This window comes from Sulfurimonas crateris (assembly GCF_005217605.1).
GTDB classification, from domain to species: Bacteria; Campylobacterota; Campylobacteria; order Campylobacterales; family Sulfurimonadaceae; genus Sulfurimonas; species Sulfurimonas crateris.
Genome location: NZ_SZPX01000001.1, coordinates 328172 through 350592, shown reverse-complemented (window position 1 = coordinate 350592; position 22421 = coordinate 328172). Strand labels below are relative to the sequence as shown.

Sequence of the window (22421 nt, the reverse complement as noted above, 5' to 3'; positions counted from 1 at the left end):
GCAGTAGTAAAGTTTTTATCTTATTTAAAAAATAGAAATAAAACTAATTAATCGTAAGATTTTGATTTTTTGTAGATAGTTTGTAGTAAATGCCTCCTTTATAAGTAGGAGGCATTTTTTATAGCGGTTTAGCCGTTTCTCTTTTTAATGATCTCTTCAGATACATTTCTTGGAACTTCTTCATAGTGATCGAATTCCATAGCGTACGTTGCTCTACCTTGAGTAGCAGAACGAAGGTCAGTTGAGTAACCAAACATCTCAGCTAGAGGAACGAAAGCATCAACAATTTTGTTTCCTGCTCTATCACCCATTGCATTAATCTGTCCACGACGACGGTTAAGGTCACCGATAACGTCACCCATATAATCTTCAGGAACTTCAACTTCAACTTTCATAATCGGCTCTAGAATCGCAGGATTTGCTTTTCTACAACCCTCTTTAAAGCCCATAGATGCAGCAAGTTTAAATGCCATCTCGTTAGAGTCGACTTCGTGGAATGAACCATCATAAAGTGTAACTTCAACGTCTTCCATAGGATAACCTGCAAGAACACCGTTAGCCATAGTCTCTTCACAACCTTTTTCAACTGCAGGAATGTACTCTTTTGGAATAACACCACCTTTGATCTCGTTGTGGAAGATAAATCCATCACCAGCTTTACCCGGCTTGATTCTAAGGTATACATGTCCAAATTGTCCACGTCCACCAGACTGCTTAGCGTATTTATACTCTTGAGAAACTTCATTTCTGATTGTCTCGCGGTATGAAACCTGCGGAGCACCTACTTCAGCTTCAACTTTGAACTCTCTTTTCATTCTATCTACAAGAATTTCAAGGTGTAACTCACCCATTCCTGAAATAATAGTCTGACCAGTCTCTTCATCAGTGTGAACTCTAAAAGATGGATCTTCTGCAGCAAGCTTACCAAGTGCTAGTCCCATCTTCTCTTGATCTGCTTTTGTTTTTGGCTCAACAGCAACAGAGATAACCGGCTCAGGGAAATCCATACGCTCTAGAACAACAGGATCCGAAGCATCACAAAGAGTATCACCGGTAGTTGTATATTTAAGACCAACAACTGCACCTATCTCACCTGCGTAGATCTCTTTTACCTCTTCACGTTTCACTGCGTGCATCTTCACGATACGGCCTATTCTCTCTTTTTTATCTTTTGTAGAGTTATGGACGAATGAACCTGCTTCCAGTGAACCGCGATAAACACGGATAAAAGTCAGTGTTCCAACGAATGGGTCAGTCATAATTTTAAACGCTAGAGATGCAAATGCTCCCTTGTCAGAAGAGTCAACAACAACTTCTACCTCTTCATCATCCATCATCGTACCGCGAATAGCAGCAACTTCTGTCGGAGCTGGAAGATATGCAACAACAGCATCAAGAAGTGTCTGAACACCCTTGTTTTTAAATGATGTACCACATACCATTGGAACGATATGCATACCGATCGTAGCAGCTTTAATACCTGCAATTATCTCATCATTAGTTAGTTCTTCACCCTCTAGATATTTTTCTGCAAGATGTTCGTTACCATCAGCTTCAGATATAGATTCAATAAGTTTTTCACGATACTCTGCAGCTTTATCAGCTAAATCAGCAGGAATCTCTTCTACATGGTAATTTGAACCCATTGCAGCATCTATATCCCAAACTATCGCTTTCATCTTAACAAGATCTATAATACCTTTAAAGCCATCTTCTTCACCTATTGGTATCTGAATTGGAACCGGATTTCCTTTTAGGCGAGTACGAATTTGTTCTTCAACTGCATAAAAATTTGCACCTGTTCTATCCATTTTATTTACATAAACGATAGATGGAACACCGTAACGGTTTCTCTGTCTCCAAACAGTCTCAGATTGTGGCTGAACTCCACCAACTGCACAGAAAACTGAAACAGCACCGTCAAGTACACGCATAGAACGCTCAACTTCAATTGTGAAGTCAACGTGGCCCGGAGTATCTATGATGTTAATCTGCTTGCCGTCCCATTCACAAGTTGTTGCAGCTGAAGTAATTGTAATACCACGCTCTTGTTCTTGCTCCATCCAGTCCATTGTAGCAGCGCCGTCATGAACCTCACCGATCTTATGCTCACGACCTGTGTAGAATAGAATTCTCTCAGTCGTTGTGGTTTTACCCGCATCAATGTGAGCAGCAATACCGATGTTTCTTACGTCTTCTAGTTTATGTGATCTTGCCATAATTTATCCTATTACCAACGATAGTGAGCAAATGCTTTATTTGCTTCAGCCATACGATAAGTATCTTCTTTTTTCTTGAACGCAGTTCCTTTTTCAGTCGCAGCATCCATTAATTCATTAGCCAATCTCTCAGCCATCGTTCTCTCATTTCTTTTACGAGAAGCATCAACTAACCATCTGATAGCTAGTGACAATTGACGTACAGGGCGTACTTCTACTGGAACTTGATAAGTAGCACCACCAACACGGCGACTCTTTACTTCTATAATCGGCTTAATATTTTCGATAGCATCGTTAAAAGTGTCGATACCTGTTTTTTCACCGCGAGAACTTACGATATCCAAAGCGCTGTAGATAATCTTCTCAGCAGTACTTTTTTTACCGTCATACATAATTTTGTTTATAAACTTCGTTAAAACTTTGCTTCCATAAACCGGATCGGGCATAATTTCACGAACGGGAGCTTTTCTTCTTCTCATCTGTAATTTCCTTACTTCAATTTTTTTTAAATTTACTCAAAATATATCACTTAAGATATATCCTGTGCTAGCTTAATATTTTTCAGCTTTTCACTAAAACTCAATTTCAAATGAAACTAGTTTCATGAGCCCACTGCTGAAGTGAACTTAGCGTTAGCGTAATAAAACGGGCTTTGCTCGTTTTGCGTACTAATTAATGTTTAGGTTCCTAAAAAATAGGGACTATTTTTTAGGACGTTTTGTTCCGTATTTAGAACGAGCAACAGTACGGTTAGCAACACCTGCAGTATCTAGTGCACCACGTACGATGTGATACTTAACACCCGGTAAATCTTTGATACGACCGCCACGAACAAGAACGATTGAGTGCTCTTGAAGGTTGTGACCCTCACCACCGATATATGAGATAACCTCAAAACCTGAAGTTAAACGAACCTTTGCAACTTTTCTTAAAGCCGAGTTAGGTTTTTTAGGCGTTGTCGTGTAAACACGAGTACAAACACCGCGACGCTGTGGACATGATACAAGAGCAGGTGATTTTGATTTCTTAATCACACGTTTACGCTCATTGCGAATCAATTGATTGATTGTAGGCATACAATTCCTTTACTTAATTTTTCCAGTAGAATTTAACTCGCTATTCTCTAGGGAGTTATAGACGCGTAATCTTATAAAAAAAGTGATTAAAGTTAGCTTATTTTAAGTATTAATTAATATATAGAATTTTATGTGAGAAATTATAGCTGCTTATTGTAGAGAGCTTAGGAGTTTAAGGCATAGAGACCTCTTGCATCAGTGCAAGAGGCAGAGTTCTTTTAGATATACGAAGATTACTCCTCGTTATATCCAAATACTATATGCTGATTTTTATAGATACCAGTTCCAACCGGAATAGTACGTCCGATAATAACGTTCTCTTTAAGGTCGTTTAGATCATCTATTTTTGCACTTACTGCAGCTTCTGTCAATACTTTTGTAGTATCTTGGAATGATGCAGCAGAGATAATAGAGTCAGCAGAAACTGCAGCTCTAGTAATACCAACAAGGAACGGCTCTGCGATAGCAGGACGTCCGCCAAGTTTAATGATCTTCTCATTCTCTTGAGCAAACTTAGTTTTAGAGATCAGATCTCCTTCGATAAACTTAGTGTCACCTGATTTTACAATTTTGATCTGTCTTAGCATCTGAGTAAAGATTACCTCAATATGCTTATCAGAGATATTAACACCCTGTGAACGGTAAACCTGTTGTACTTCGCTTACTAGATAGTTATAAAGTGCTTTAACACCCATAATACGAAGAAGCTCATGTGAAGAGATAATACCAGACGTTAGTCTCTCCCCTGCGTGTACAAAGTCACCCGTATTTACAACGGCACTATGAGATTTATCAACAAAATACTCTTTAATAATCCCATTATCTGATGAGACCATTATTCTGATCTTGCCACGAAGTGGTTTTCCAAAGCTAACCGTTCCGTCTATTTCAGAAATAAGTGCAGTTGCTTTTGGACGACGACCCTCAAAAAGTTCACTTACACGAGGAAGACCCCCTGTAATATCGCTTGATTTTTGAAGCGCTTTTGGAGTTTTAGCAATAATATCCGCTACCTTAACAGTCGCTCCATCTTTAACATAGATCGAAGTCTTAGCTTGAAGCTGATATCTCAGCAGCTCTCCATCTTCACTAGCAAGAACGATGGTCGGCTTATACTCGGCAGAGATGTGGTCGTTTATCATTAAACGAGTCTTGCCTGTAAGCTCATCATACTGCTCAGTTGCAGTCGTTCCGCTGATAATATCTTCAAACTTAACAATACCGTTAGTCTCAGATATGATCGGGTTAGAGTATGGATCCCACTCTGCAATAACAGTTGATTCATCGCTCTTAGGCTTAGCAATAACAGACTTAGGATCTACTACTGCATCATCTTCAGCAACGATAACTGAACCACGAGCTATGTAGTGACGTACAGCTTCACGGTTATTTGAGTCTACAACAGTAGCAAAAAGACCTTTTTCAACTACTTCATAGCCTGCTTTCAAGCCCTCAAATCTCTCTAAAAAGTCACCTTTGAGCAAGAAGTATTTAACAACTCCATCCTCTTTTGCAAATATTTTCTGTGTAACAGGAGCACCATTTGCAACTAAAACCTCTGATGCATAAGGGATACGGCTTGGTACGTTCCAACCATCTTTGATCGTCTCAACGATTGACTCAAGCTCTTTTACCTCAGATCCGCTCTCATACGGGAAGTAGTATTTACCCTCTATTTGACCGCCTACACCGGCTAGTTCATTAGGCTTAGCGATCTCGTTTTTACGAAGCACATAACGAACAGTATCACTTTTTGACGATACGCTGATGATGACTTCATCATGAACAGTTTGGATCTCAACTTTACCCGCGAAAGGAGCTTTGATCTTTGGTTCAACCAATAGTACTGCAGCATTTCTACGGTTAGCAACTATATTTTTACCCTCTTTTGAAGCGTAAGTCTTAAGGTTGTAGTAACGTATAAAGCCCTCTTTCTCAGCAATAACTTGTCTCTCTTGAGCAGTTGAAGATGCTGTTCCACCGACGTGGAATGTTCTAAGAGTAAGCTGTGTACCAGGCTCACCGATCGACTGAGCGGCAATAATACCTACAGCCTCACCTCTACGAACGATATGACCCGTAGCAAGGTTAACACCGTAACATAATGCACAGATACCGTTTTCACTTTTACATGTAGTCGGTGTTCTGATATATGCTGTTTTAATACCAGCCTCAGCAATAACTTTTGCACTTACTTCATCAATTAGAGTTCCCTCTGCAAAAAGTATCTCGTTGCTGATTGGGTCTATAACATCATCAGCCAATACTCTTCCGTTTAGTCTATCTTCTAGAGACTCAATTAGAGTATTTTGGTCTGAAATATCAGAGATCTCAATACCTTCGTGAGTATGACAGTCATGCTCAACGATCTTAACATTTTGAGCAACGTCTACAAGTTTACGAGTTAGGTATCCAGCATTGGCAGTCTTTAGAGCTGTATCGGCAAGACCTTTTCTAGCACCGTGAGTAGAAATAAAGTACTCAACAACATTTAGACCCTCTTTAAAGTTTGAGATAATCGGAGTTTCGATAATTTCACCACTTGGCTTAGCCATCAATCCCCTCATACCTGCAAGCTGACGAATCTGAGCCGCTGAACCACGAGCTCCAGAGTCTGCCATCATGTGAATAGAGTTAAACCCGTTCTTGTCAGTTTGAACAAGATCCATCATCTGAGTTGCAAGAGTATTGTTTGTATCAGTCCAAACGTCAATGATCTTGTTATATCTCTCTTGTTCAGTTAAAAGACCAGCTTCGTACTGCTTTTGAATCTCAAATACTCTGCTTTTTGAATCAGCGATCTTAGCTGCTTTTCCTTCCGGAATTTTAATATCATCGATAGATATAGATACTCCAGACTCTGTAGCATGCTTGAAACCTAAGTTTTTGAGTCTATCCAAGAAGCCTGCAGTAATACCTATACCGCCATGCTTTTGAACATAGTCAACTAGTTCATTAATAGCTTTTTTCTTCATAACTCTGTTCCAAAGCTCAGATGGAACGAAATCAGGCAGAATTGCTTTTAGAAGCATACGTCCTGCAGTAGTATGAATGATTCTACCCTCATCTCTTGTTCTTACCTTTGCATGGATATCAAGTGCGTCATGCTCTATTGCTATTCTTACTTCATCAACGTTTGCAAAAAGTTTGTTTGAACCTTTTACTCCGTTTTTCTCTAAAGTAATATAGTAGATACCAAGGACCATATCCTGAGAAGGCGTAGCTATCGCTTTACCTGAAGCAGGAAGAAGGATGTTCATAGATGCCATCATCAATACCTTAGCCTCTGCGATAGCAGCTGAGCTAAGTGGTACGTGAACAGCCATCTGGTCACCGTCGAAGTCCGCGTTGAATGCAGCACATACTAACGGGTGAAGCTGGATAGCCTTACCGTCAATAAGCTTAGGATGGAACGCCTGAATTGATAATTTGTGAAGTGTCGGTGCACGGTTAAGAAGTACCGGGTAGCCGTCAACTATCTCAGCGAGACACTCCCAAACTTCGTTTGTTTTGTCCTCTATCATCTTTTTAGCTGCTTTGACCGTTGTTGCATAACCCTTATCTTCAAGTTTTGCAATCAAATGCGGCTTAAATAGCTCCAGTGCCATCTTTTTCGGTAATCCACACTGATCCATTGATAAAGATGGACCCACAACGATTACAGAACGTCCTGAGAAGTCAACACGTTTACCAAGTAGGTTTTGTCTAAAACGACCCTGCTTACCTTTAATGATCTCGCTCAAAGACTTTAATGGGCGCTTGTTTGCACCTTTTACTGCGTTTGCACGACGACCATTGTCAAAAAGCGCATCAACAGACTCTTGAAGCATACGCTTCTCGTTTCTTACAATGATCTCAGGCGCTTCAAGCTCTACAAGACGCTTAAGACGTTGATTACGGTTGATAACACGACGATATAGGTCATTTACGTCTGAAACAGCAAATTTACCGCCATCTAGTGACACAAGTGGTCTTAAATCCGGTGGAAGAACAGGAAGAACCGTTAGCATCATCCAAGCAGGATTGTTTCCAGAATTTAAAAATGACTCGATAACTTTAAGTCTCTTAGCAATGATCTTTGTCTTTGCTTCACTTTTAGTAAGTTCTATCTCCTCTTTTAGCTGAGTAAATGCGTCAACCAAGTCGATAGAGTCAAGAAGATCACGAACAACTTCACCACCCATACGAGCTCTGAAGCCAAGTTCGCCAAATCTTGATACTAAAGTACGATACTGCTCCTCATTTAAAACATCATATTTTAAAACAGGTGTTTTTGCTTCAGCATCATAATATGCTTCGCCGCCCTCTTCTACGATATACGCCTCATAGTAAAGTACACGCTCAAGATCTTTCATCTTGATGCCTAAAAGCGTACCTATACGTGAAGGAAGTGAACTAACATACCAGATATGTGCAACAGGTGTTACAAGCTCAATATGTCCCATTCTTACACGGCGAACTTTAGTGCTAGTAACTTCAACGCCACACTTCTCACATACAACGCCTTTGTAACGCATCTTTTTATATTTGCCGCACAGACACTCGTAATCTCTTACAGGACCGAAGATCTTAGCACAAAATAGACCGTCACGCTCAGGTTTTAGTGTACGATAGTTAATAGTTTCTGGCTTTTTAACTTCACCATGACTCCAAGACATAACCTTTTCCGGAGATGCTAAACGAAACTGTATCTGTTTTATATCAGTCGGTCTGTTCTCTTCAGTTACTTCAATAGCTACTAATTTACTCATTATCTTCTACCTCGTCAAATATTTCTACATCAAGAGCTAAAGATTGTAGCTCTTTTGTCAATACAAATAGCGTTTCCGGAATACCTGACTCCGGAACCAATTCACCTTTTGTAATCGCTTTGTAAGCGCGAACACGCCCATCAACATCATCAGACTTGATTGTTAGCATCTCTTTTAGTACTGCACTTGCACCGTAAGCTTCAAGAGCCCAGACCTCCATCTCACCGAATCTCTGACCACCAAATAGTGCTTTACCACCGACCGGTTGTTGTGTAACAAGCGAGTATGGACCTGTTGAACGTGCGTGAATCTTCTCATCAACCAAGTGGTGAAGCTTGAGAATATACATATAACCAACATTTACACGCTCTTTGATCTTCTCACCGGTCATACCGTTATAAAGTACAGTTTTACCGTCAGTATCCATCTTAGCAAGCTTGAACAACTTCTCAAACTCTTCAGGATTTACACCCTCAAAGATAGGAGATGCGAATTTAACACCTTTTGACCAGTCACGTGCGAAGTGAAGAAGTTCATCGTCACTCATCTTACCGATAACTGCTTTTGCGTTCATCATACCTGCAACATCTGATATCTCTATCATTTTTGAGCGGATATTTTGAATAAAATCTTTTTGTTTAGTGTTAAACTCTTCTAATATCTGATTTCCAAGCTCGCGCCCTGCCATACCAAGGTGCATCTCTAATATCTGTCCGATATTCATACGAGAAGGAACACCTAGTGGATTAAGACATACATCTACGCTTCTTCCATCTTCCATATACGGCATATCTACTTCAGGAACTATAGTAGATACAATACCCTTGTTTCCGTGACGTCCTGCCATCTTGTCACCGACTTTTAGATGACGTTTCGTTGCGATGTAAACTTTTACATACTTAACTACACCATTTGGTAAGATGTCATCTTTTTCCAAGATATTGAGCTTCTCTTCATGCTCATCACGGAAAAGTCTCTTCTCTTTTTGAAAATAGTTTTTAGTCTTGTTGTACTCAGACTGAATCTCTTCGCTAAAAGATTTTATAATAGCGTTCATTGCAAAACGGTTAACTTCTACAAGGTCTTTACCATCTATGATATCACCCGCTTTATAGCTTGTGTTTCCGATCTTAATGTCTGCAATAAGAGGCTCTTTTGTTAAAAGTTTAGTAACTCTTAACATCTCCTCTTTATCTATCATTAGAAGTCTGTCATAGTGCTCACGCTCTAAGTAGTCACGCTCCTCTTTTTCAAGCTCTAGCGCACGTGCATCCTTGTCATAACCTTTTTTAGTAAAGATCTTAACGTCAACTACAACACCTTCCATACTTGGAGGACAGTATAAAGATTTGTTTATAACGTGACCGGCTTTTTCACCAAAAATCGCACGAAGAAGTCTCTCTTCAGGAGTAGGCTTGACCTCTCCTTTTGGAGAAACCTTACCTACAAGAATCATACCGCCCTTAACGTTTGTACCGATCTTAACGATACCGCTGTCATCAAGGTGAGAAAGTTCATCATCTCTAACATTAGGAATATCACGAGTTATCTCTTCAACACCATGCTTTAACTCTCTTGCTTCAACCTCTTTCTCATAGATATGAACCGAAGTAAATGAATCTTTACGGATCAATCTCTCAGAGATAACAATAGCATCCTCGAAGTTATAACCGTTCCAAGGCATAAACGCAACCATAGCGTTAACACCAAGAGCAAGCTCTCCTTGATCCATATTTGGACCATCTGCGATGATTTGACCAGCTTCTACTCTCTGTCCGATTTTTACGATCGGCTTTTGTGCAAATGCAGTGTTTTGGTTTGTACGAAGATTTTTCTGAAGAGGATAATAATCTATATATATATCTCCATCCTCTTCACCCATTACATAGATGTGCTTTCCGTCAACTTTCTCTACAACTCCTGCACGCTTAGCTTTTACACACTCCCATGAGTCACGTGCAACCAGCTTTTCAACACCTGTTCCTACCATCGGAGCATCACACTTGATAAGTGGAACCGCTTGACGTTGCATGTTTGAACCCATTAGTGCACGGTTTGCATCATCATGTTCTAAGAACGGAATAAGTGAAGCTGCAACACCGACAACCATACTAGAAGATAGATCAGCATATTCACAATCTGTTACAGGGCGGTGTAAAATCTCACCGTCCATTCTTGTGACTACCATCTTATCTATAAATTGGCCGTTCTCATCCAACTTGTTTGATGCTGCTGCTATTCTTTTGCCCTCTTCTTGAGTTGCAGTAAGATAAACAACCTCGGATGTAACTTTTCCGTCTTTCATAACTTTATATGGAGCTTCAATAAAACCGTGCTCATTAACTTTTGAGTAAGTTGCAAGCGTATTGATAAGACCGATGTTTTGACCCTCTGGAGTCTCAACAGGACAGATTCTTCCATAGTGAGTCGGGTGAACGTCACGAACCTCAAATCCTGCACGCTCTTTAATAAGACCGCCTTCACCTAGTGCCGATAAACGACGTTTATGAGTTACCTCAGACAGCGGGTTTGTCTGGTCCATAAACTGTGAGAGCTGTCCGCCTGAGAAAAACTCCATAATTGTCGAAGTGATCATTTTTGAGTTAATAAGATCATGAGGCATAAGCTCATTCATAGGTCCGCTCATTGTCGAGAGCTTGTCACGAATCGCTTTTTGCATCTTAATAAGACCGTTGTGTAACTCGTTTCCTAAAAGCTCACCGATAGAACGGATACGACGATTTCCTAGGTGATCTCTATCATCGATATGACCTAAACCGTTTTTAACTTTGATAACATATTTCACAGACTCGATAATATCTTCATGAGTTAAAACAGTTATGTACTCAGGAATATTAAGACCCAGTTTGTGGTTCATTTTCATACGACCGACTTTTGTCAGGTCATATCTCTCAGGATCAAAGAAGAGCTGGTTTACGAAAATCTTAGCAGCCTCTTTAGTTACAGGCTCACCAGGTCTCATAACTTTATAGATACGGATTGCAGATAGATCGTTCTCATCTTCAATATCTTCTGTCTGCTTAAGTAGTTTTAGAGAGTCTGCATCTGCATTAAACGCATTAATGATAGAGCCATCAACGCCGTCAGCCAAGTCATTTGCAATATTAAAGCTCTTAACGCCTATCTCGCTCATTTTCTTCAATTTGTTCTCATCAATACGAGTCATAGCGTCAAAAAGAACTTCACCTGTTTCAGGATCAATTATAGGCTTAGCTAAGTAGCGGTCTAGAAGTACTTCTAGAGGATACTCAACCTCAGTTAGACCATCTTCAATAAACTTTTGTGACTTCTTAGCAGAGAGTCTTTTTCCTGAAGCTAAAAGAACAGTTCCGTCTTTATCAATAAGATCGTAAGTTAATCTTGCCGAATAGTCATTTGGGTTAAACGGCATTAAAAACTTGTTGTCAATAATACTAATGTTTTGAATCGGATAAAAGAGTTTTAAAATATCCTGCTTTGAGTACCCAAGTGCACGGAACATAATAGTTACAGGAACTTTACGACGCTTGTTAATTCTCATATAAAGAATATCTTTTGGGTCATACTCAAAATAGAGCCATGAACCGCGGTCAGGAATGATCTGACCCGTGTATATAAGTTTATTTCCTGAAGTAGTTGACTCTTCTTCTTTAAAAATTACACCCGGTGAGCGGTGAAGCTGATTAACGACAACTCTCTCAACACCATTGATAATAAAAGATGTTCTCTCAGTCATTAAAGGGATATCACGAACAAATATGCTCTGCTCTTTAATATCTTTAACGCCTAGCTTCTCTTTAGTGTTTTCATCTCTGTCCCAAAGAACAAGGCGGGTTTTCATTCTTAGGCTTACAGCATAAGTAAGACCACGCTCCATACACTCTCTGACAGTGTATTTTGGCTTGCCTACTTCACTGCCTATATACTCAAGAGTCAATCTGTTTTGTGAATCATGGATTGGAAAAACTGACTGAAATACTGTCTCTACGCCGCTTTGCGCGCGATCTTTTTCATCAAGCATTAAGAACTTGCCGTATGAACTTTGTTGTAGTTGCAGTAGGTTTGGTACTTCTATCTGTTGAGGAGTTTTAGAGAAGTCTACACGAAGACGGTTTCCGGAATATAAAGTGTTTAACATTGGCTACCTCGATGAGTTGTTTTTAAGACTTAATCTTAATTGATTAAGGTGTCATGCCCAAGCGTCCCAGGGCAATTTTTTGAGCTCAAAATCAGAGCTTATTTTATAGTGCTTATTAACGACATAAGGGCACTTTTACGAAGAGACTGAAATCCATTCGTAAAAGCGCCCAAAAATTGAGGATTAGCAGAGAGTTATCTCTGCGTCTCCTCTAAAGCAGAAATTATTTAACTTCTACTTTTGCACCAGCTTCTTCAAGTTGCTTTTTAGCATCTTCAGCTGTCTCTTTATCTACACCCTCTTTAACTGTTGAAGGTACGTTTTCTGTTGCTTCTTTAGCCTCTTTTAGTCCAAGACCTGTAAGAGCACGAACAACTTTAATTACGTTAATTTTCTTATCACCAGCATCAGTAATAATAACGTTGAATTCTGTTTGCTCTTCAGCAGCAGCACCACCAGCTACAGCACCACCAGCTACAGCAACAGGCTGTGCAGATACGCCGAACTTCTCTTCAAACTCTTTTACCAATTCAGCAAGTTCTAGTACAGAAAGTCCTGAAATAAACTCTAATACATCTTCTTTAGTTATAGCCATAATATAGCTCCTTAATTTTTATTTTATAAAAATGAAGAGAACCTCTTCATTTATCTTTTACGATGTCGGAAGTAATTCCGATATCTACGCTAACGCTTAGTTTCCTTCGGCAGGAAGCCCGTCTACTAATACGATTTCATTGATGATTCAATCATCTCTTTGTTAAAAGCTATTAAGCTTCCTCTTTTTTTTGTCTTAACGCATCAAGTCCGATCGTGAAGCATGTAATCGGTGCCATCCAAGTAGCAGCAAGCATAGCAAGAAGCTCTTCGCGGCCAGGAAGTTTAGCAAACGCTTCAACTTTAGCAGCATCAGCAGGTGCACGATCAACATAAGCAGACTTAATCACAAACTTGTCGTTATCTTTAGCGAAATCAGCAGCTATTTTAGAAGTAGCAACCGAGTCAGAACCCCATACTAAAATGTTAGTGTCTTTTAATTCAACACCTGTCAGCTCAGCATTGCTTAGTGCAATTGTTGCCAAAGTATTTTTAACAACTTGAACTTTTGCGTCTTTAGCACGAGCAGCTTTTCTTAAACTCTCAAGTTTAGAAACGCTAAGGCCTTTATAATCACAAAAGATTACACTTTGAGCCTCTTTGAACTCATTTGAAAGTACTTCAATAATTTCAGCTTTTTGTGTTTTTGTCATAGAATATCTCCTTTCCAGACAATACTTCAACAGGAGTATCAAATCAGATTTGACAGATTAAGCTTTCGCTCCTATATCTTCAGTCCATAAAATGCAGTTACCAAAGTAGTAACTTGATAGTGCTTTACGAATAAAGCACTAAAAATTACTATAATTATTTGATATCAGCTAGCTGCATTACATCAAGTTTTATAGCAGGGCTCATAGTTAAACTAAGTGCTCCGTTTTTGATGTAACGACCTTTTGCAGAAGATGGCTTATGCTTGTTGATAGCTTGAACAAAAGATGAGAGGTTCTCTGCTATTTTATCAGCATCAAAACTAGCTTTACCGATACCTGCATGTATATTTCCTTTTTTATCAACACGGAAATTTACCTGACCGCCCTTTACATTTTTAACAGCTGTTGCAACATCTGGAGTTACAGTACCTGTTTTAGGGTTAGGCATCATACCTTTTGGCCCTAGAATACGACCGATTTGACCAACTAGACCCATACAGTCAGGTGCAGCAACAACGATATCAAAGTTAAAGATACCATCTTTGATCTGCTGTACTAAATCATCAGTTCCAACTATATCAGCGCCCGCTGCTTTTGCCTCATCTGCCTTAGCACCTTTAGCAAAAACTGCAACACGAACAGTTTTACCAGTTCCGTGAGGAAGTACGATCGCACCACGAATCATCTGGTCTGCGTGTCTAGGATCCACGTTTAAGTTAAGTGCTACTTCAACTGTTTCATCGAACTTAGCACTTACCAAATTTTTTACTACACTTGACGCTTCATCAACACCGTATGTTTTTGTAGTATCAATTTTTTCTATTAGTTGTTTATATCTTTTACTCATTATCAAATTCTCCTGTGAAATTCTGCCACAAAGTTTTATATCACTGTGGTCGATGATATTTTATTTTTAGTCTACGATCTCTATACCGATAGAACGAGCTGAGCCGGCAATAATATTTGCTGCCATATCTTTGTCGTCAGTATTTAAATCTTCGATTTTTCTATCTACAACTTCCATTAGCTGCGCACGAGTGATCTTTGCAACTTTGTTCTTAAGTGCGTTATCAGAACCTTTTTTAAGTCCTGCAGCATTCATTAAAAGTGCAGATGCCGGTGGCTGCTTAGTAATAAAAGTAAAGCTCTTATCTGTGTAAACAGTGATAATAACAGGAACTTTGAATCCCATCTTATCTTTTGTTTTTTCGTTAAATGCTTTAGTAAATTCCATGATATTAACACCACGTTGTCCTAGAGCAGGTCCAACTGGAGGTGCAGGTGTTGCTTTTCCAGCTTCAATTTGCAGCTTGATGTAGCCTAATATTTTCTTTGCCATCTTCTTTCCTTTTTATTATTTTACTTAACGCAATCTGAACAGAGTCCAGCTTGCTACGCTAACGCTAAGTTTTCTTCAGCAGAATGCTCGCGCGACTAGTCGCTTTAAACTACGCTAACATTAAATTTTTATAGAAAAATCTAAAGTTAGCGTAGTTTATTCCTAATTAAATTATCTTTTCAACTTGCGTGTAAGAGATATCAACCGGAGTTGCTCTACCGAAAATTGAAACGTTAAGCTTTAGAGTTCCATGCTCTAAATCATACTCATCTACGGTTGCCGTAAAGTTTGCGAACGGACCGTCAATAATACGTACAGTCTCACCACTGTCAAAAAATACTTTTGGCTTAGGTGCCGCACGGTTTTGAACACGATCAAGAATCACATTGATATCATGTTCGCTTAGCGGTGTCGGTATATTCGCTTCACCGATAAATCCTGAGACCTTTGGTATAGTCTGTATGAGATGCTGGATCTCCTTATTGAGGTCAATTCTTGCAAAAACATAACCTGAGTAGAGAGATCTCTCAGATATCTTTTTCTTTCCCTCTTTTACCTCTATTACATCTTCCGTAGGAACGATAACATCTGTTATTCTATCCTGCAGTCCCATCTCTTCAATCATATTTAAGATTGCTAAACGGACAGTTCTCTCATTTCCGTATGTCTGTATAGAGTACCACTGATGATTACTTTTTTTTTCCTCCACTGCTACTCCTTAACCTAAGATTGCTGACATAACTGATGACATAATTAAATCAATTAACGCTAAAAAAGCAGCTATAACAGCGACAACTATTACAACTGAGATATAAGCTTGTTTTACTTGACCTTTTGTAGGAAAAATAACCTTGCTCAGCTCTATTTTCGCATTTCTTATATGTGTACCTAGATTCATTTAAACTTCCCCAGCTCTCATTAATTACAGATAAAGCCCTAAAGCTTTACAAATAATTAATGTGGCAGGCGTAGAGAGACTCGAACTCCCAACACCCGGATTTGGAATCCGGTGCTCTACCATTGGAGCTATACGCCTGCATATAACAAAAAAGCCAAGTCAAAAGACTTAAGCTTAAATTGCAACTATATTAGAGTTTCATCTCTTTATGAACTGTGTGTTCACGACAAAACTTACAATATTTCTTAACTGAAAATTTCTCAGTGTGAGTTTTTTTATTTTTAGTTGTGTGGTAGTTACGACGAGTACACTTCTCACATCCTAAATGTATTGCTTCTCTCATGTTATTAACCTTTTAAAGGATTTTGCAAATTCGGAAAGTTCCGAATTATGCAAGAATCTCAGCTACAACACCAGCACCAACAGTACGTCCACCCTCACGGATAGCGAACTTAGTACCTTTTTCCATAGCGATTGGGTGAATTAATTCAACAGTAATACTTACGTTGTCACCTGGCATAACCATCTCAGTACCTTCTGGTAGAGAAATTGCACCTGTAACGTCTGTAGTACGAACGTAGAACTGTGGACGGTAGTTAGTAAAGAATGGAGTATGACGACCACCCTCTTCTTTGCTTAGTACGTAGATCTCAGCTGTAAATTTAGTGTGAGGATTGATAGTACCCGGCTTACAAAGTACTTGACCACGCTCAACATCATCTTTACCGATACCACGAACAAGAATACCACAGTTATCGCCTGCTTCACCTTGATCCATCTCTTTACGGAACATCTCAATACCTGTAACAGTAGTTTTTTGAGTATCACGGATACCAACGATTTCAATAGTATCACCTATTTTAACGATACCACGTTCGATACGACCAGTTACAACTGTACCACGTCCAGAGATTGAGAAAACATCCTCAACTGGCATTAAGAAATCTTTATCAGTTTCACGAGTCGGCTCAGGGATGTATGCATCAACTTCAGCCATTAGCTTTTGAATTTTTTCTGACCATGGTCCAAGAGTACCAGTTTTTGCCTCTTCAAGAGCTCTAAGAGCAGAACCTGCAACGATTGGAGTATCGTCACCCGGGAAGTCATAAGTGTCAAGAAGTTCACGAATCTCCATCTCAACTAGCTCTAATAACTCTTCATCGTCAACCATATCTTCTTTGTTCATGAAAACAACGATATAAGGAACACCAACTTGCTTAGAAAGAAGAATGTGCTCACGTGTCTGTGGCATCGGACCATCTGCTGCAGAAACAACAAGAATAGCACCGTCCATCTGAGCAGCACCAGTAATCATGTTCTTAACGTAGTCCGCGTGACCTGGACAGTCAACGTGTGCATAGTGACGATTATTTGTTTCATACTCTACGTGTGAAGTTGCGATTGTGATACCACGCTCACGCTCTTCTGGAGCATTGTCGATTGCATCATAATCCATCATTTTTGCACCGTTAGTTACTGCTAGTACTGCAGTGATTGCAGCTGTCAGTGTTGTTTTACCGTGGTCTACGTGACCAATAGTACCAATGTTTACGTGCGGTTTATTACGCTCAAACTTTTCTTTTGCCATAGTGTCCTCCGACTTAATTTGTGAATAGAAATGGAATTGTACCCAAAAATTATTCAATTATTGCTTAAATTTAAACTATACTTTATACTGTGGAGCTCACGAGCGGATTTGAACCGCCGACCTCTTCCTTACCAAGGAAGTGCTCTACCCCTGAGCCACGAGAGCATAAAATAAATATAGCCTGACTAAAACAAAGCAATAATTGCATAATTTTTAAAATATTTTAAATATCAGTAAATTTTGTGTAGATAAGTATGTAAATATATATTAACTATATAATATACAAAACATTAAAAGTATGAAGTAGGTTGAATTTGTACTTCAGCTTCCAGAATCTTCAATGGAGCGGGTGAAGGGACTCGAACCCTCGACCCTCAGCTTGGAAGGCTGACGCTCTAGCCAACTGAGCTACGCCCGCATGTGCCATTGAAATGGTGGTGAGAAGAGGAGTCGAACCTCTGAACCCGTAGGGAGCGGATTTACAGTCCGCCGTCGTTGGCCACTTGACTATCTCACCAGAATATATCCGGTCTAACACTGTTTCTAATATTCAAAATTCAATGGTGCCGACACGAGGATTTGAACCCCGGGCCTGCTGATTACAAATCAGCTGCTCTAGCCAACTGAGCTATGTCGGCATCGAATTTGAGCCAGAATTATAGTGCAATATATTTTCAATGTCAAGAGTTTTTTACTAAAAATTTATCATATCTCACTCTTTAGGTAAAATTGGCTATTATTTTCTCATATTTTTCTAGTTTATCTATATTGCAAAGGTCCCTTTTAGATGTTAAAAATACTATTTTCACCTGCTGAGAGCAAAAAAACCGGAGGTAATGAGTCAAAAAATGAACTGCTCGGTTCAAATAGTGCCAGAGAAGAGATATTGAATGAATATAACAAGATTGTTAACAGCGCTGATGCAGAAGCCATAAAAGAGCTCTTTGGTTTTAAAAAATTCAGCGACTGCGAGCCATATATCTGCGATATCTTCAACTCTGGCCTTATGTCCGCGATCGAGCGATATGACGGCGTAGCTTATGAGTATCTTGATTTTGATTCACTTAAAAGTGAAGCAAAGGAGCTGGCAAAATCAAACACTATTATATTCTCAAACCTTTACGGCCCTCTGCTAGGAGGAGACACAATAGCAAACTACAAAGTAAAACAGGGAAACAATATAGGCAGTTTTGTGCCGGATAAATTTTATAAGGACAGATTCTCGTATCAGCTCGACCTATATCTTGCGAACTGTGAGATACTGGATCTGCGCGCAGGATACTATGACAAATTTTACGAAGTTAAAAAGCCCTACACAACTCTGAAGTTTTTAAAAGGTGGCAAGACGGTGAGCCACTGGGCAAAGGCCTACAGAGGTTTGGTTCTTCGTGCAGTTGCGCAAAACGGCATAAACTCCAGAGAAGAGTTTATGGCATTAGAGATAGATGGACTAAGCGTTGAAGAGATCAAGGTCATAAAGAACAAAACCGAGATCGTTTACAATATCACACATCTATAACTCTGTTTTTCTCAACCTTAAAGAGTTTGCTATGACCGATACCGAGCTAAAGCTCATCGCCGCTGCTGCTATCATCGGAGAGAGCAGCAGACCTAAAAACGGATAAAGCACTCCTGCCGCAATAGGAATTCCTACTGAGTTGTAAAAGAAGGCAAAAAAGAGGTTCTGCCTGATGTTTCGCATAGTCGCTCTGCTTAATGCTCTGGCTCTGACAATACCACGCAGATCACCCTTTACCAATGTTATGTCTGCGCTGTGCATTGCGATATCCGTACCTGTTCCCATAGCGATACCTACATTAGAGAGGGCAAGTGCAGGAGCATCATTTATGCCATCACCCGCCATTGCCACAATATGTCCATGAGATTGAAGTTCTTTGATTACATCGGCCTTTTCCTGCGGCAACACCTCTGCATGAACCTCATCTATACCCAATTGTTTTGCCACAATCTCTGCTGTCGCACGATTATCGCCTGTAAGCATTACTACTCTTATTCCCTTGCTATGTAGATCTTGGATAGCTTTTGCACTGGAAGCTTTTATAGGGTCTGCGACAGCGATAAATCCTGCGGCCTTTGAATCAATTGCAACTAATATAACAATTCTGCCCTCACTTCTCTCTATAGTAACTCTATCCGAGAGCCTACTGCTCTCTATACCCAATTTCTCAAATAGTTTTGTGTTTCCAACTGCAACTCTGCGCCCATTTACATTACCTGTAATGCCCATTCCGTTTATGGTCTCAAACTCATCGGCTTTCTTAAGCTCAACACCTCTCTCTTTTGCACCCTCTACAATAGCATCTGCCAATGGATGTTCACTTGCCCGCTCTAAGCTTGCAGCCAGAAGCAGCAGCTCATCCTCGCTAAATCCATCTTCTGCATATACTGAGATAAGCTTAGGTTTACCCTCCGTAAGCGTACCGGTTTTATCCACCACCAAAGTATCCACCTTCTCCATAGTCTCCAGTGCTTGGGCATCTTTAATCAATACTCCCGCCATAGCGCCTCTTCCTGTTGCGACCATTATAGAGATAGGCGTAGCAAGACCCAGTGCGCACGGACATGCAATGATCAAAACCGATACGGCTCCTACAACTGCAAATGCAAGTTTCGGCTCGGGTCCGAATATCCACCACGCAACAAACGTAACAAGCGCGATAAGAACGACGGCAGGAACAAAGTAACTTGCAACGATATCTGCAAGTTTTTGTATGGGTGCGCGTGAGCGTTGTGCATGTGATACCATCTCTATGATCTGTGAAAGAAGTGTCTCTGAACCAACCTTTTGGGCTTGCACAAGAAGCGTACCGTTTGCGTTTAGAGTGGCGCCTATAACGCTCTCGCCTTTAAATTTGGCAACGCTAAGGGGCTCGCCTGTGACCATTGACTCATCCACATTGCTCTTGCCCTCTATCACTACTCCGTCAACTGGCACTTTTTCACCTGGACGAATACGCAAAATATCTCCGACTTTTATATGCTCTATTGGCATATCCTCTTCGCTTCCATCCTCTTGAACAACCCGCGCCTTGTTTGGAGCCAGTTCCAGCAGCAGCTTAATAGCACTGTTTGTTTGAGAACGGGCGCGCAGTTCAAGTACTTGACCAAGAAGAACAAGCGTCGTGATGACGGCGGAGGCTTCAAAATAGACATGAACCAGACCATCAGCCGTGTGCATCATCTGCGGAAACAGATTGGGCATAAAAAGTGCGGCCATGCTGTAAAGCCATGCAGCCAAAACTCCGAGTGCGATAAGAGTGAACATATTTAAGTTCATTGTTCTAAGAGAGTTGTACCCTTTAACAAAAAAGGGCCATCCACCCCACAAAACGACAGGAGTGGCTAGAAAAAACTCTATATATTGAACCAGTTTCATGCTTAAACCATCAGGCAGAAGTGAAGGCATCATGTCGGCTGTCATTGCTAAAATAAAGAGAGGAAGGGTAAGTGCGGCACTGATCCAAAAACGGCGGCTCATATCGATGAGTTCTTCATTTTTCTCTTCTGCTGCTTTTGCTACAACAGGCTCAAGCGCCATGCCGCACTTCGGGCAGGAACCCGGCTCGTTTTGCACCACTTCCGGATGCATCGGACATGTGTACTCGGTTAATTCAGTATCTATACTTTCCATATTGCTGCCATCCTTATTAATTAAGATTTAGTTGCTTCTGTCTCCTCTTGCAGATCTTTAAAATCAGATCTTCTCTCCTTTAGCTCTTTTCTATACCTTTGAAAATCTCCAAAATCAAAAAACTTCTCATATCTTGAGTGCATATCTTTTTGAGGTTTTGAGTGTTTTATAGGACACCAAAACTGCTCTGTTCTGGCTGCTATCTCTCTTGTATAGCCTATCACACCGTTAAAATACTCGCAATACAAACAGTTTATCTTCTCAACTCTGTCAAGATAAAATAGATTGTGTCTATCCATCATTACATAATCACTTCTTTTGACTTTTGGTATCTTGTATATAGGAAAACAGGCTGTTTGAAAGATAGTAACAAAGATGTCGACAAGAAGCGCAGGGATCATCATCGACCAGATAAACGGTATCGTTAAAACTGCCAAAACAGGAAAGGAGGAGAGATACTTTATGGAACTTACAATCTTTGCTCTTCCTTCATCTATAACACTCTCTTGAAACTTGACCTTCTTATCCTCAAGCGTGTAAAAAAACTCATCCTGCTTTTTTCTAAGCTCCGCCATAAGTTCATCTTCAAGAGTTTTTATTTGCGCGGCTATCTCATCTATTCTACTATCCATCAAGCTCTCCGATTTTTCTTAAGTGTACTATAATTTTTTGAAATATATGCTTCTTGTCGTGTAGTTACTTTTTTTTACTTTCAATAAAACAAAATAGTGTAAAATTCCATCATATAAACAAAAGGGTGATTTTGGAAGATTCACAAGAGTACAAAAACAAAAAAGCATATTTTGAGAAGATAATCACGCTCTATGGCAGAAATGTCGTTATAGAAGTTTTGCAGGATGATAATATCGCAATACACAAACTCCACATGTCAAATTCAAACAAGCCTGACGGTGCGGTAGAGACCATTTTAGGGCTTGCAAAAAAAAGAGGCATAGAAGTAGCCTACCACGACAAAAATGCTCTGAGCCGCATCAGCAAAAACGCCAAACAGGACCAAGGAGTGGCAATAGACATTATCGCTTCATCATACCAAAGCGCAAATGAGATAAAAAACCTCAAAAGCTTTAAACTCCTTGCCCTTGAGAGCATCCAAAATCCTCAAAATCTCGGAATGATTATCCGCTCATGTGCAGGCGGTTATGTAGATGGGATAATTCTTCCTAAAAAAAGCAGCGCTAAAATCTCTCCGCTTGTCATAAAAGCGAGTGCGGGAACGCTTTTTAAACTTCCAATATACTACTGCAACACGCTTGATGAGATATTAAAAGAGCTAAAAGAGACAAAAATATATCTGCTCTCTTCACATGCAAAAAACAGCATCTACGATATAAAAAAGAGCGATAGGTCCATATTTGTTCTAGGAAACGAGAGTGACGGCGTTTCAAAAGAGGTTGAAAAACTCTGCAACGACTCTATAAGCATTCCAATGAACCGCGGTGTTGAGTCTTTAAATGTTGCGGTTACCGCTTCGCTTATCGCTTTTATGAAATAG

General features: G+C 40.0%; 17 protein-coding genes and 5 tRNA genes. 2 read left to right on the top strand and 20 right to left on the bottom strand.

All coding sequences use genetic code 11. The features are described from left to right. Positions 1 to 128: 128 nt before the first annotated feature. The 18 genes from fusA to FCU45_RS01825 form a co-directional block, all read right to left on the bottom strand. Positions 129 to 2219, bottom strand: a complete 2091-nt coding sequence (fusA, locus tag FCU45_RS01910) for an elongation factor G (RefSeq protein ID WP_137011711.1) — start codon at positions 2217 to 2219, stop codon at positions 129 to 131. A gap of 11 nt (positions 2220 to 2230) precedes the next feature. Beyond that, positions 2231 to 2698: a 30S ribosomal protein S7 gene (gene rpsG / locus FCU45_RS01905; protein ID WP_137011709.1), complete on the bottom strand. Its 468-nt coding sequence runs from the start codon at positions 2696 to 2698 to the stop codon at positions 2231 to 2233. A 222-nt stretch (positions 2699 to 2920) separates the two neighbouring features. Further along, the gene (rpsL, locus tag FCU45_RS01900; protein ID WP_137011707.1) at positions 2921 to 3295 is read right to left on the bottom strand and encodes a 30S ribosomal protein S12; all 375 of its coding nucleotides are present in this window, start codon (positions 3293 to 3295) and stop codon (positions 2921 to 2923) included. A gap of 233 nt (positions 3296 to 3528) precedes the next feature. After that, on the bottom strand, positions 3529 to 8046 hold the full coding sequence (gene rpoC / locus FCU45_RS01895) for a DNA-directed RNA polymerase subunit beta' (RefSeq protein WP_137011704.1): 4518 nt from the start codon (positions 8044 to 8046) through the stop codon (positions 3529 to 3531). After that, positions 8039 to 12184, bottom strand: coding sequence for a DNA-directed RNA polymerase subunit beta (rpoB, locus tag FCU45_RS01890; RefSeq protein ID WP_137011702.1), 4146 nt, complete (start codon positions 12182 to 12184; stop codon positions 8039 to 8041). Before rpoB ends, rpoC begins: the two co-directional genes overlap by 8 nt. Before the next feature lie 223 nt (positions 12185 to 12407). Then, positions 12408 to 12779: a 50S ribosomal protein L7/L12 gene (gene rplL / locus FCU45_RS01885; protein ID WP_137011700.1), complete on the bottom strand. Its 372-nt coding sequence runs from the start codon at positions 12777 to 12779 to the stop codon at positions 12408 to 12410. 172 nt (positions 12780 to 12951) lie between these two features. Next, positions 12952 to 13431 carry a 50S ribosomal protein L10 gene (rplJ, locus tag FCU45_RS01880; protein WP_137011698.1) on the bottom strand — a complete coding sequence of 160 codons (480 nt, stop codon included), beginning with the start codon at positions 13429 to 13431 and terminating at the stop codon, positions 12952 to 12954. A 154-nt stretch (positions 13432 to 13585) separates the two neighbouring features. Next, positions 13586 to 14278 carry a 50S ribosomal protein L1 gene (rplA, locus tag FCU45_RS01875; protein ID WP_137011696.1) on the bottom strand — a complete coding sequence of 231 codons (693 nt, stop codon included), beginning with the start codon at positions 14276 to 14278 and terminating at the stop codon, positions 13586 to 13588. Positions 14279 to 14344: 66 nt separating this feature from the next. After that, entirely contained in the window at positions 14345 to 14770 is a 426-nt protein-coding gene (rplK, locus tag FCU45_RS01870) for a 50S ribosomal protein L11 (protein WP_137011694.1), read from the bottom strand. 166 nt (positions 14771 to 14936) lie between these two features. Then, complete coding sequence (gene nusG, locus FCU45_RS01865) at positions 14937 to 15479, bottom strand: transcription termination/antitermination protein NusG (RefSeq protein ID WP_137011692.1); 543 nt, start codon at positions 15477 to 15479, stop codon at positions 14937 to 14939. A gap of 9 nt (positions 15480 to 15488) precedes the next feature. Beyond that, positions 15489 to 15668: a preprotein translocase subunit SecE gene (secE, locus tag FCU45_RS01860; RefSeq protein WP_137011690.1), complete on the bottom strand. Its 180-nt coding sequence runs from the start codon at positions 15666 to 15668 to the stop codon at positions 15489 to 15491. A 62-nt stretch (positions 15669 to 15730) separates the two neighbouring features. Next, a tRNA-Trp gene (locus FCU45_RS01855) sits at positions 15731 to 15806 on the bottom strand. Between the two features lie 52 nt (positions 15807 to 15858). After that, positions 15859 to 16011, bottom strand: a complete 153-nt coding sequence (gene rpmG, locus FCU45_RS01850; RefSeq protein WP_137011688.1) for a 50S ribosomal protein L33 — start codon at positions 16009 to 16011, stop codon at positions 15859 to 15861. 45 nt (positions 16012 to 16056) lie between these two features. Continuing rightward, a complete protein-coding gene (gene tuf, locus FCU45_RS01845) occupies positions 16057 to 17256 on the bottom strand; it encodes an elongation factor Tu (RefSeq protein WP_137011686.1) in 1200 nt (399 codons plus the stop codon). 90 nt (positions 17257 to 17346) lie between these two features. Then, positions 17347 to 17421, bottom strand: a tRNA-Thr gene (locus FCU45_RS01840). A 176-nt stretch (positions 17422 to 17597) separates the two neighbouring features. Then, positions 17598 to 17674 (bottom strand) — tRNA-Gly (locus FCU45_RS01835). A 14-nt stretch (positions 17675 to 17688) separates the two neighbouring features. Continuing rightward, a tRNA-Tyr gene (locus tag FCU45_RS01830) sits at positions 17689 to 17773 on the bottom strand. Between the two features lie 44 nt (positions 17774 to 17817). Then, positions 17818 to 17894: transfer RNA gene (locus FCU45_RS01825), tRNA-Thr, on the bottom strand. Positions 17895 to 18043: 149 nt separating this feature from the next. On the opposite strand from FCU45_RS01825, the gene FCU45_RS01820 reads away from it, so the two are divergent. Further along, complete coding sequence (locus FCU45_RS01820; RefSeq protein WP_137011684.1) at positions 18044 to 18775, top strand: YaaA family protein; 732 nt, start codon at positions 18044 to 18046, stop codon at positions 18773 to 18775. On the opposite strand, the gene FCU45_RS01815 is transcribed toward FCU45_RS01820, so the two are convergent. Further along, positions 18770 to 20908, bottom strand: a complete 2139-nt coding sequence (locus FCU45_RS01815; RefSeq protein WP_137011682.1) for a copper-transporting P-type ATPase — start codon at positions 20906 to 20908, stop codon at positions 18770 to 18772. The two genes, FCU45_RS01820 and FCU45_RS01815, sit on opposite strands and share 6 nt — an antisense overlap. A 20-nt stretch (positions 20909 to 20928) precedes the next feature. Then, positions 20929 to 21540 carry a hypothetical protein gene (locus FCU45_RS01810; protein WP_137011680.1) on the bottom strand — a complete coding sequence of 204 codons (612 nt, stop codon included), beginning with the start codon at positions 21538 to 21540 and terminating at the stop codon, positions 20929 to 20931. 131 nt (positions 21541 to 21671) lie between these two features. On the opposite strand from FCU45_RS01810, the gene FCU45_RS01805 reads away from it, so the two are divergent. Next, positions 21672 to 22421: a TrmH family RNA methyltransferase gene (locus FCU45_RS01805; protein ID WP_137011678.1), complete on the top strand. Its 750-nt coding sequence runs from the start codon at positions 21672 to 21674 to the stop codon at positions 22419 to 22421.

Bases quoted from the DNA above. Each gene is read 5' to 3' on its own strand.
- rplA (WP_137011696.1), bottom strand. From the start codon at position 14,278: ATGAGTAAAAGATATAAACAACTAATAGAAAAAATTGATACTACAAAA.
- FCU45_RS01810 (WP_137011680.1), bottom strand. From the start codon at position 21,540: ATGGATAGTAGAATAGATGAGATAGCCGCGCAAATAAAAACTCTTGAA.
- fusA (WP_137011711.1), bottom strand. From the start codon at position 2,219: ATGGCAAGATCACATAAACTAGAAGACGTAAGAAACATCGGTATTGCT.
- FCU45_RS01820 (WP_137011684.1), top strand. From the start codon at position 18,044: ATGTTAAAAATACTATTTTCACCTGCTGAGAGCAAAAAAACCGGAGGT.
- rpsL (WP_137011707.1), bottom strand. From the start codon at position 3,295: ATGCCTACAATCAATCAATTGATTCGCAATGAGCGTAAACGTGTGATT.
- rpoC (WP_137011704.1), bottom strand. From the start codon at position 8,046: ATGAGTAAATTAGTAGCTATTGAAGTAACTGAAGAGAACAGACCGACT.
- tuf (WP_137011686.1), bottom strand. From the start codon at position 17,256: ATGGCAAAAGAAAAGTTTGAGCGTAATAAACCGCACGTAAACATTGGT.
- rplJ (WP_137011698.1), bottom strand. From the start codon at position 13,431: ATGACAAAAACACAAAAAGCTGAAATTATTGAAGTACTTTCAAATGAG.
- rpmG (WP_137011688.1), bottom strand. From the start codon at position 16,011: ATGAGAGAAGCAATACATTTAGGATGTGAGAAGTGTACTCGTCGTAAC.
- rpsG (WP_137011709.1), bottom strand. From the start codon at position 2,698: ATGAGAAGAAGAAAAGCTCCCGTTCGTGAAATTATGCCCGATCCGGTT.
- FCU45_RS01815 (WP_137011682.1), bottom strand. From the start codon at position 20,908: ATGGAAAGTATAGATACTGAATTAACCGAGTACACATGTCCGATGCAT.
- secE (WP_137011690.1), bottom strand. From the start codon at position 15,668: ATGAATCTAGGTACACATATAAGAAATGCGAAAATAGAGCTGAGCAAG.
- rplK (WP_137011694.1), bottom strand. From the start codon at position 14,770: ATGGCAAAGAAAATATTAGGCTACATCAAGCTGCAAATTGAAGCTGGA.
- rplL (WP_137011700.1), bottom strand. From the start codon at position 12,779: ATGGCTATAACTAAAGAAGATGTATTAGAGTTTATTTCAGGACTTTCT.
- rpoB (WP_137011702.1), bottom strand. From the start codon at position 12,184: ATGTTAAACACTTTATATTCCGGAAACCGTCTTCGTGTAGACTTCTCT.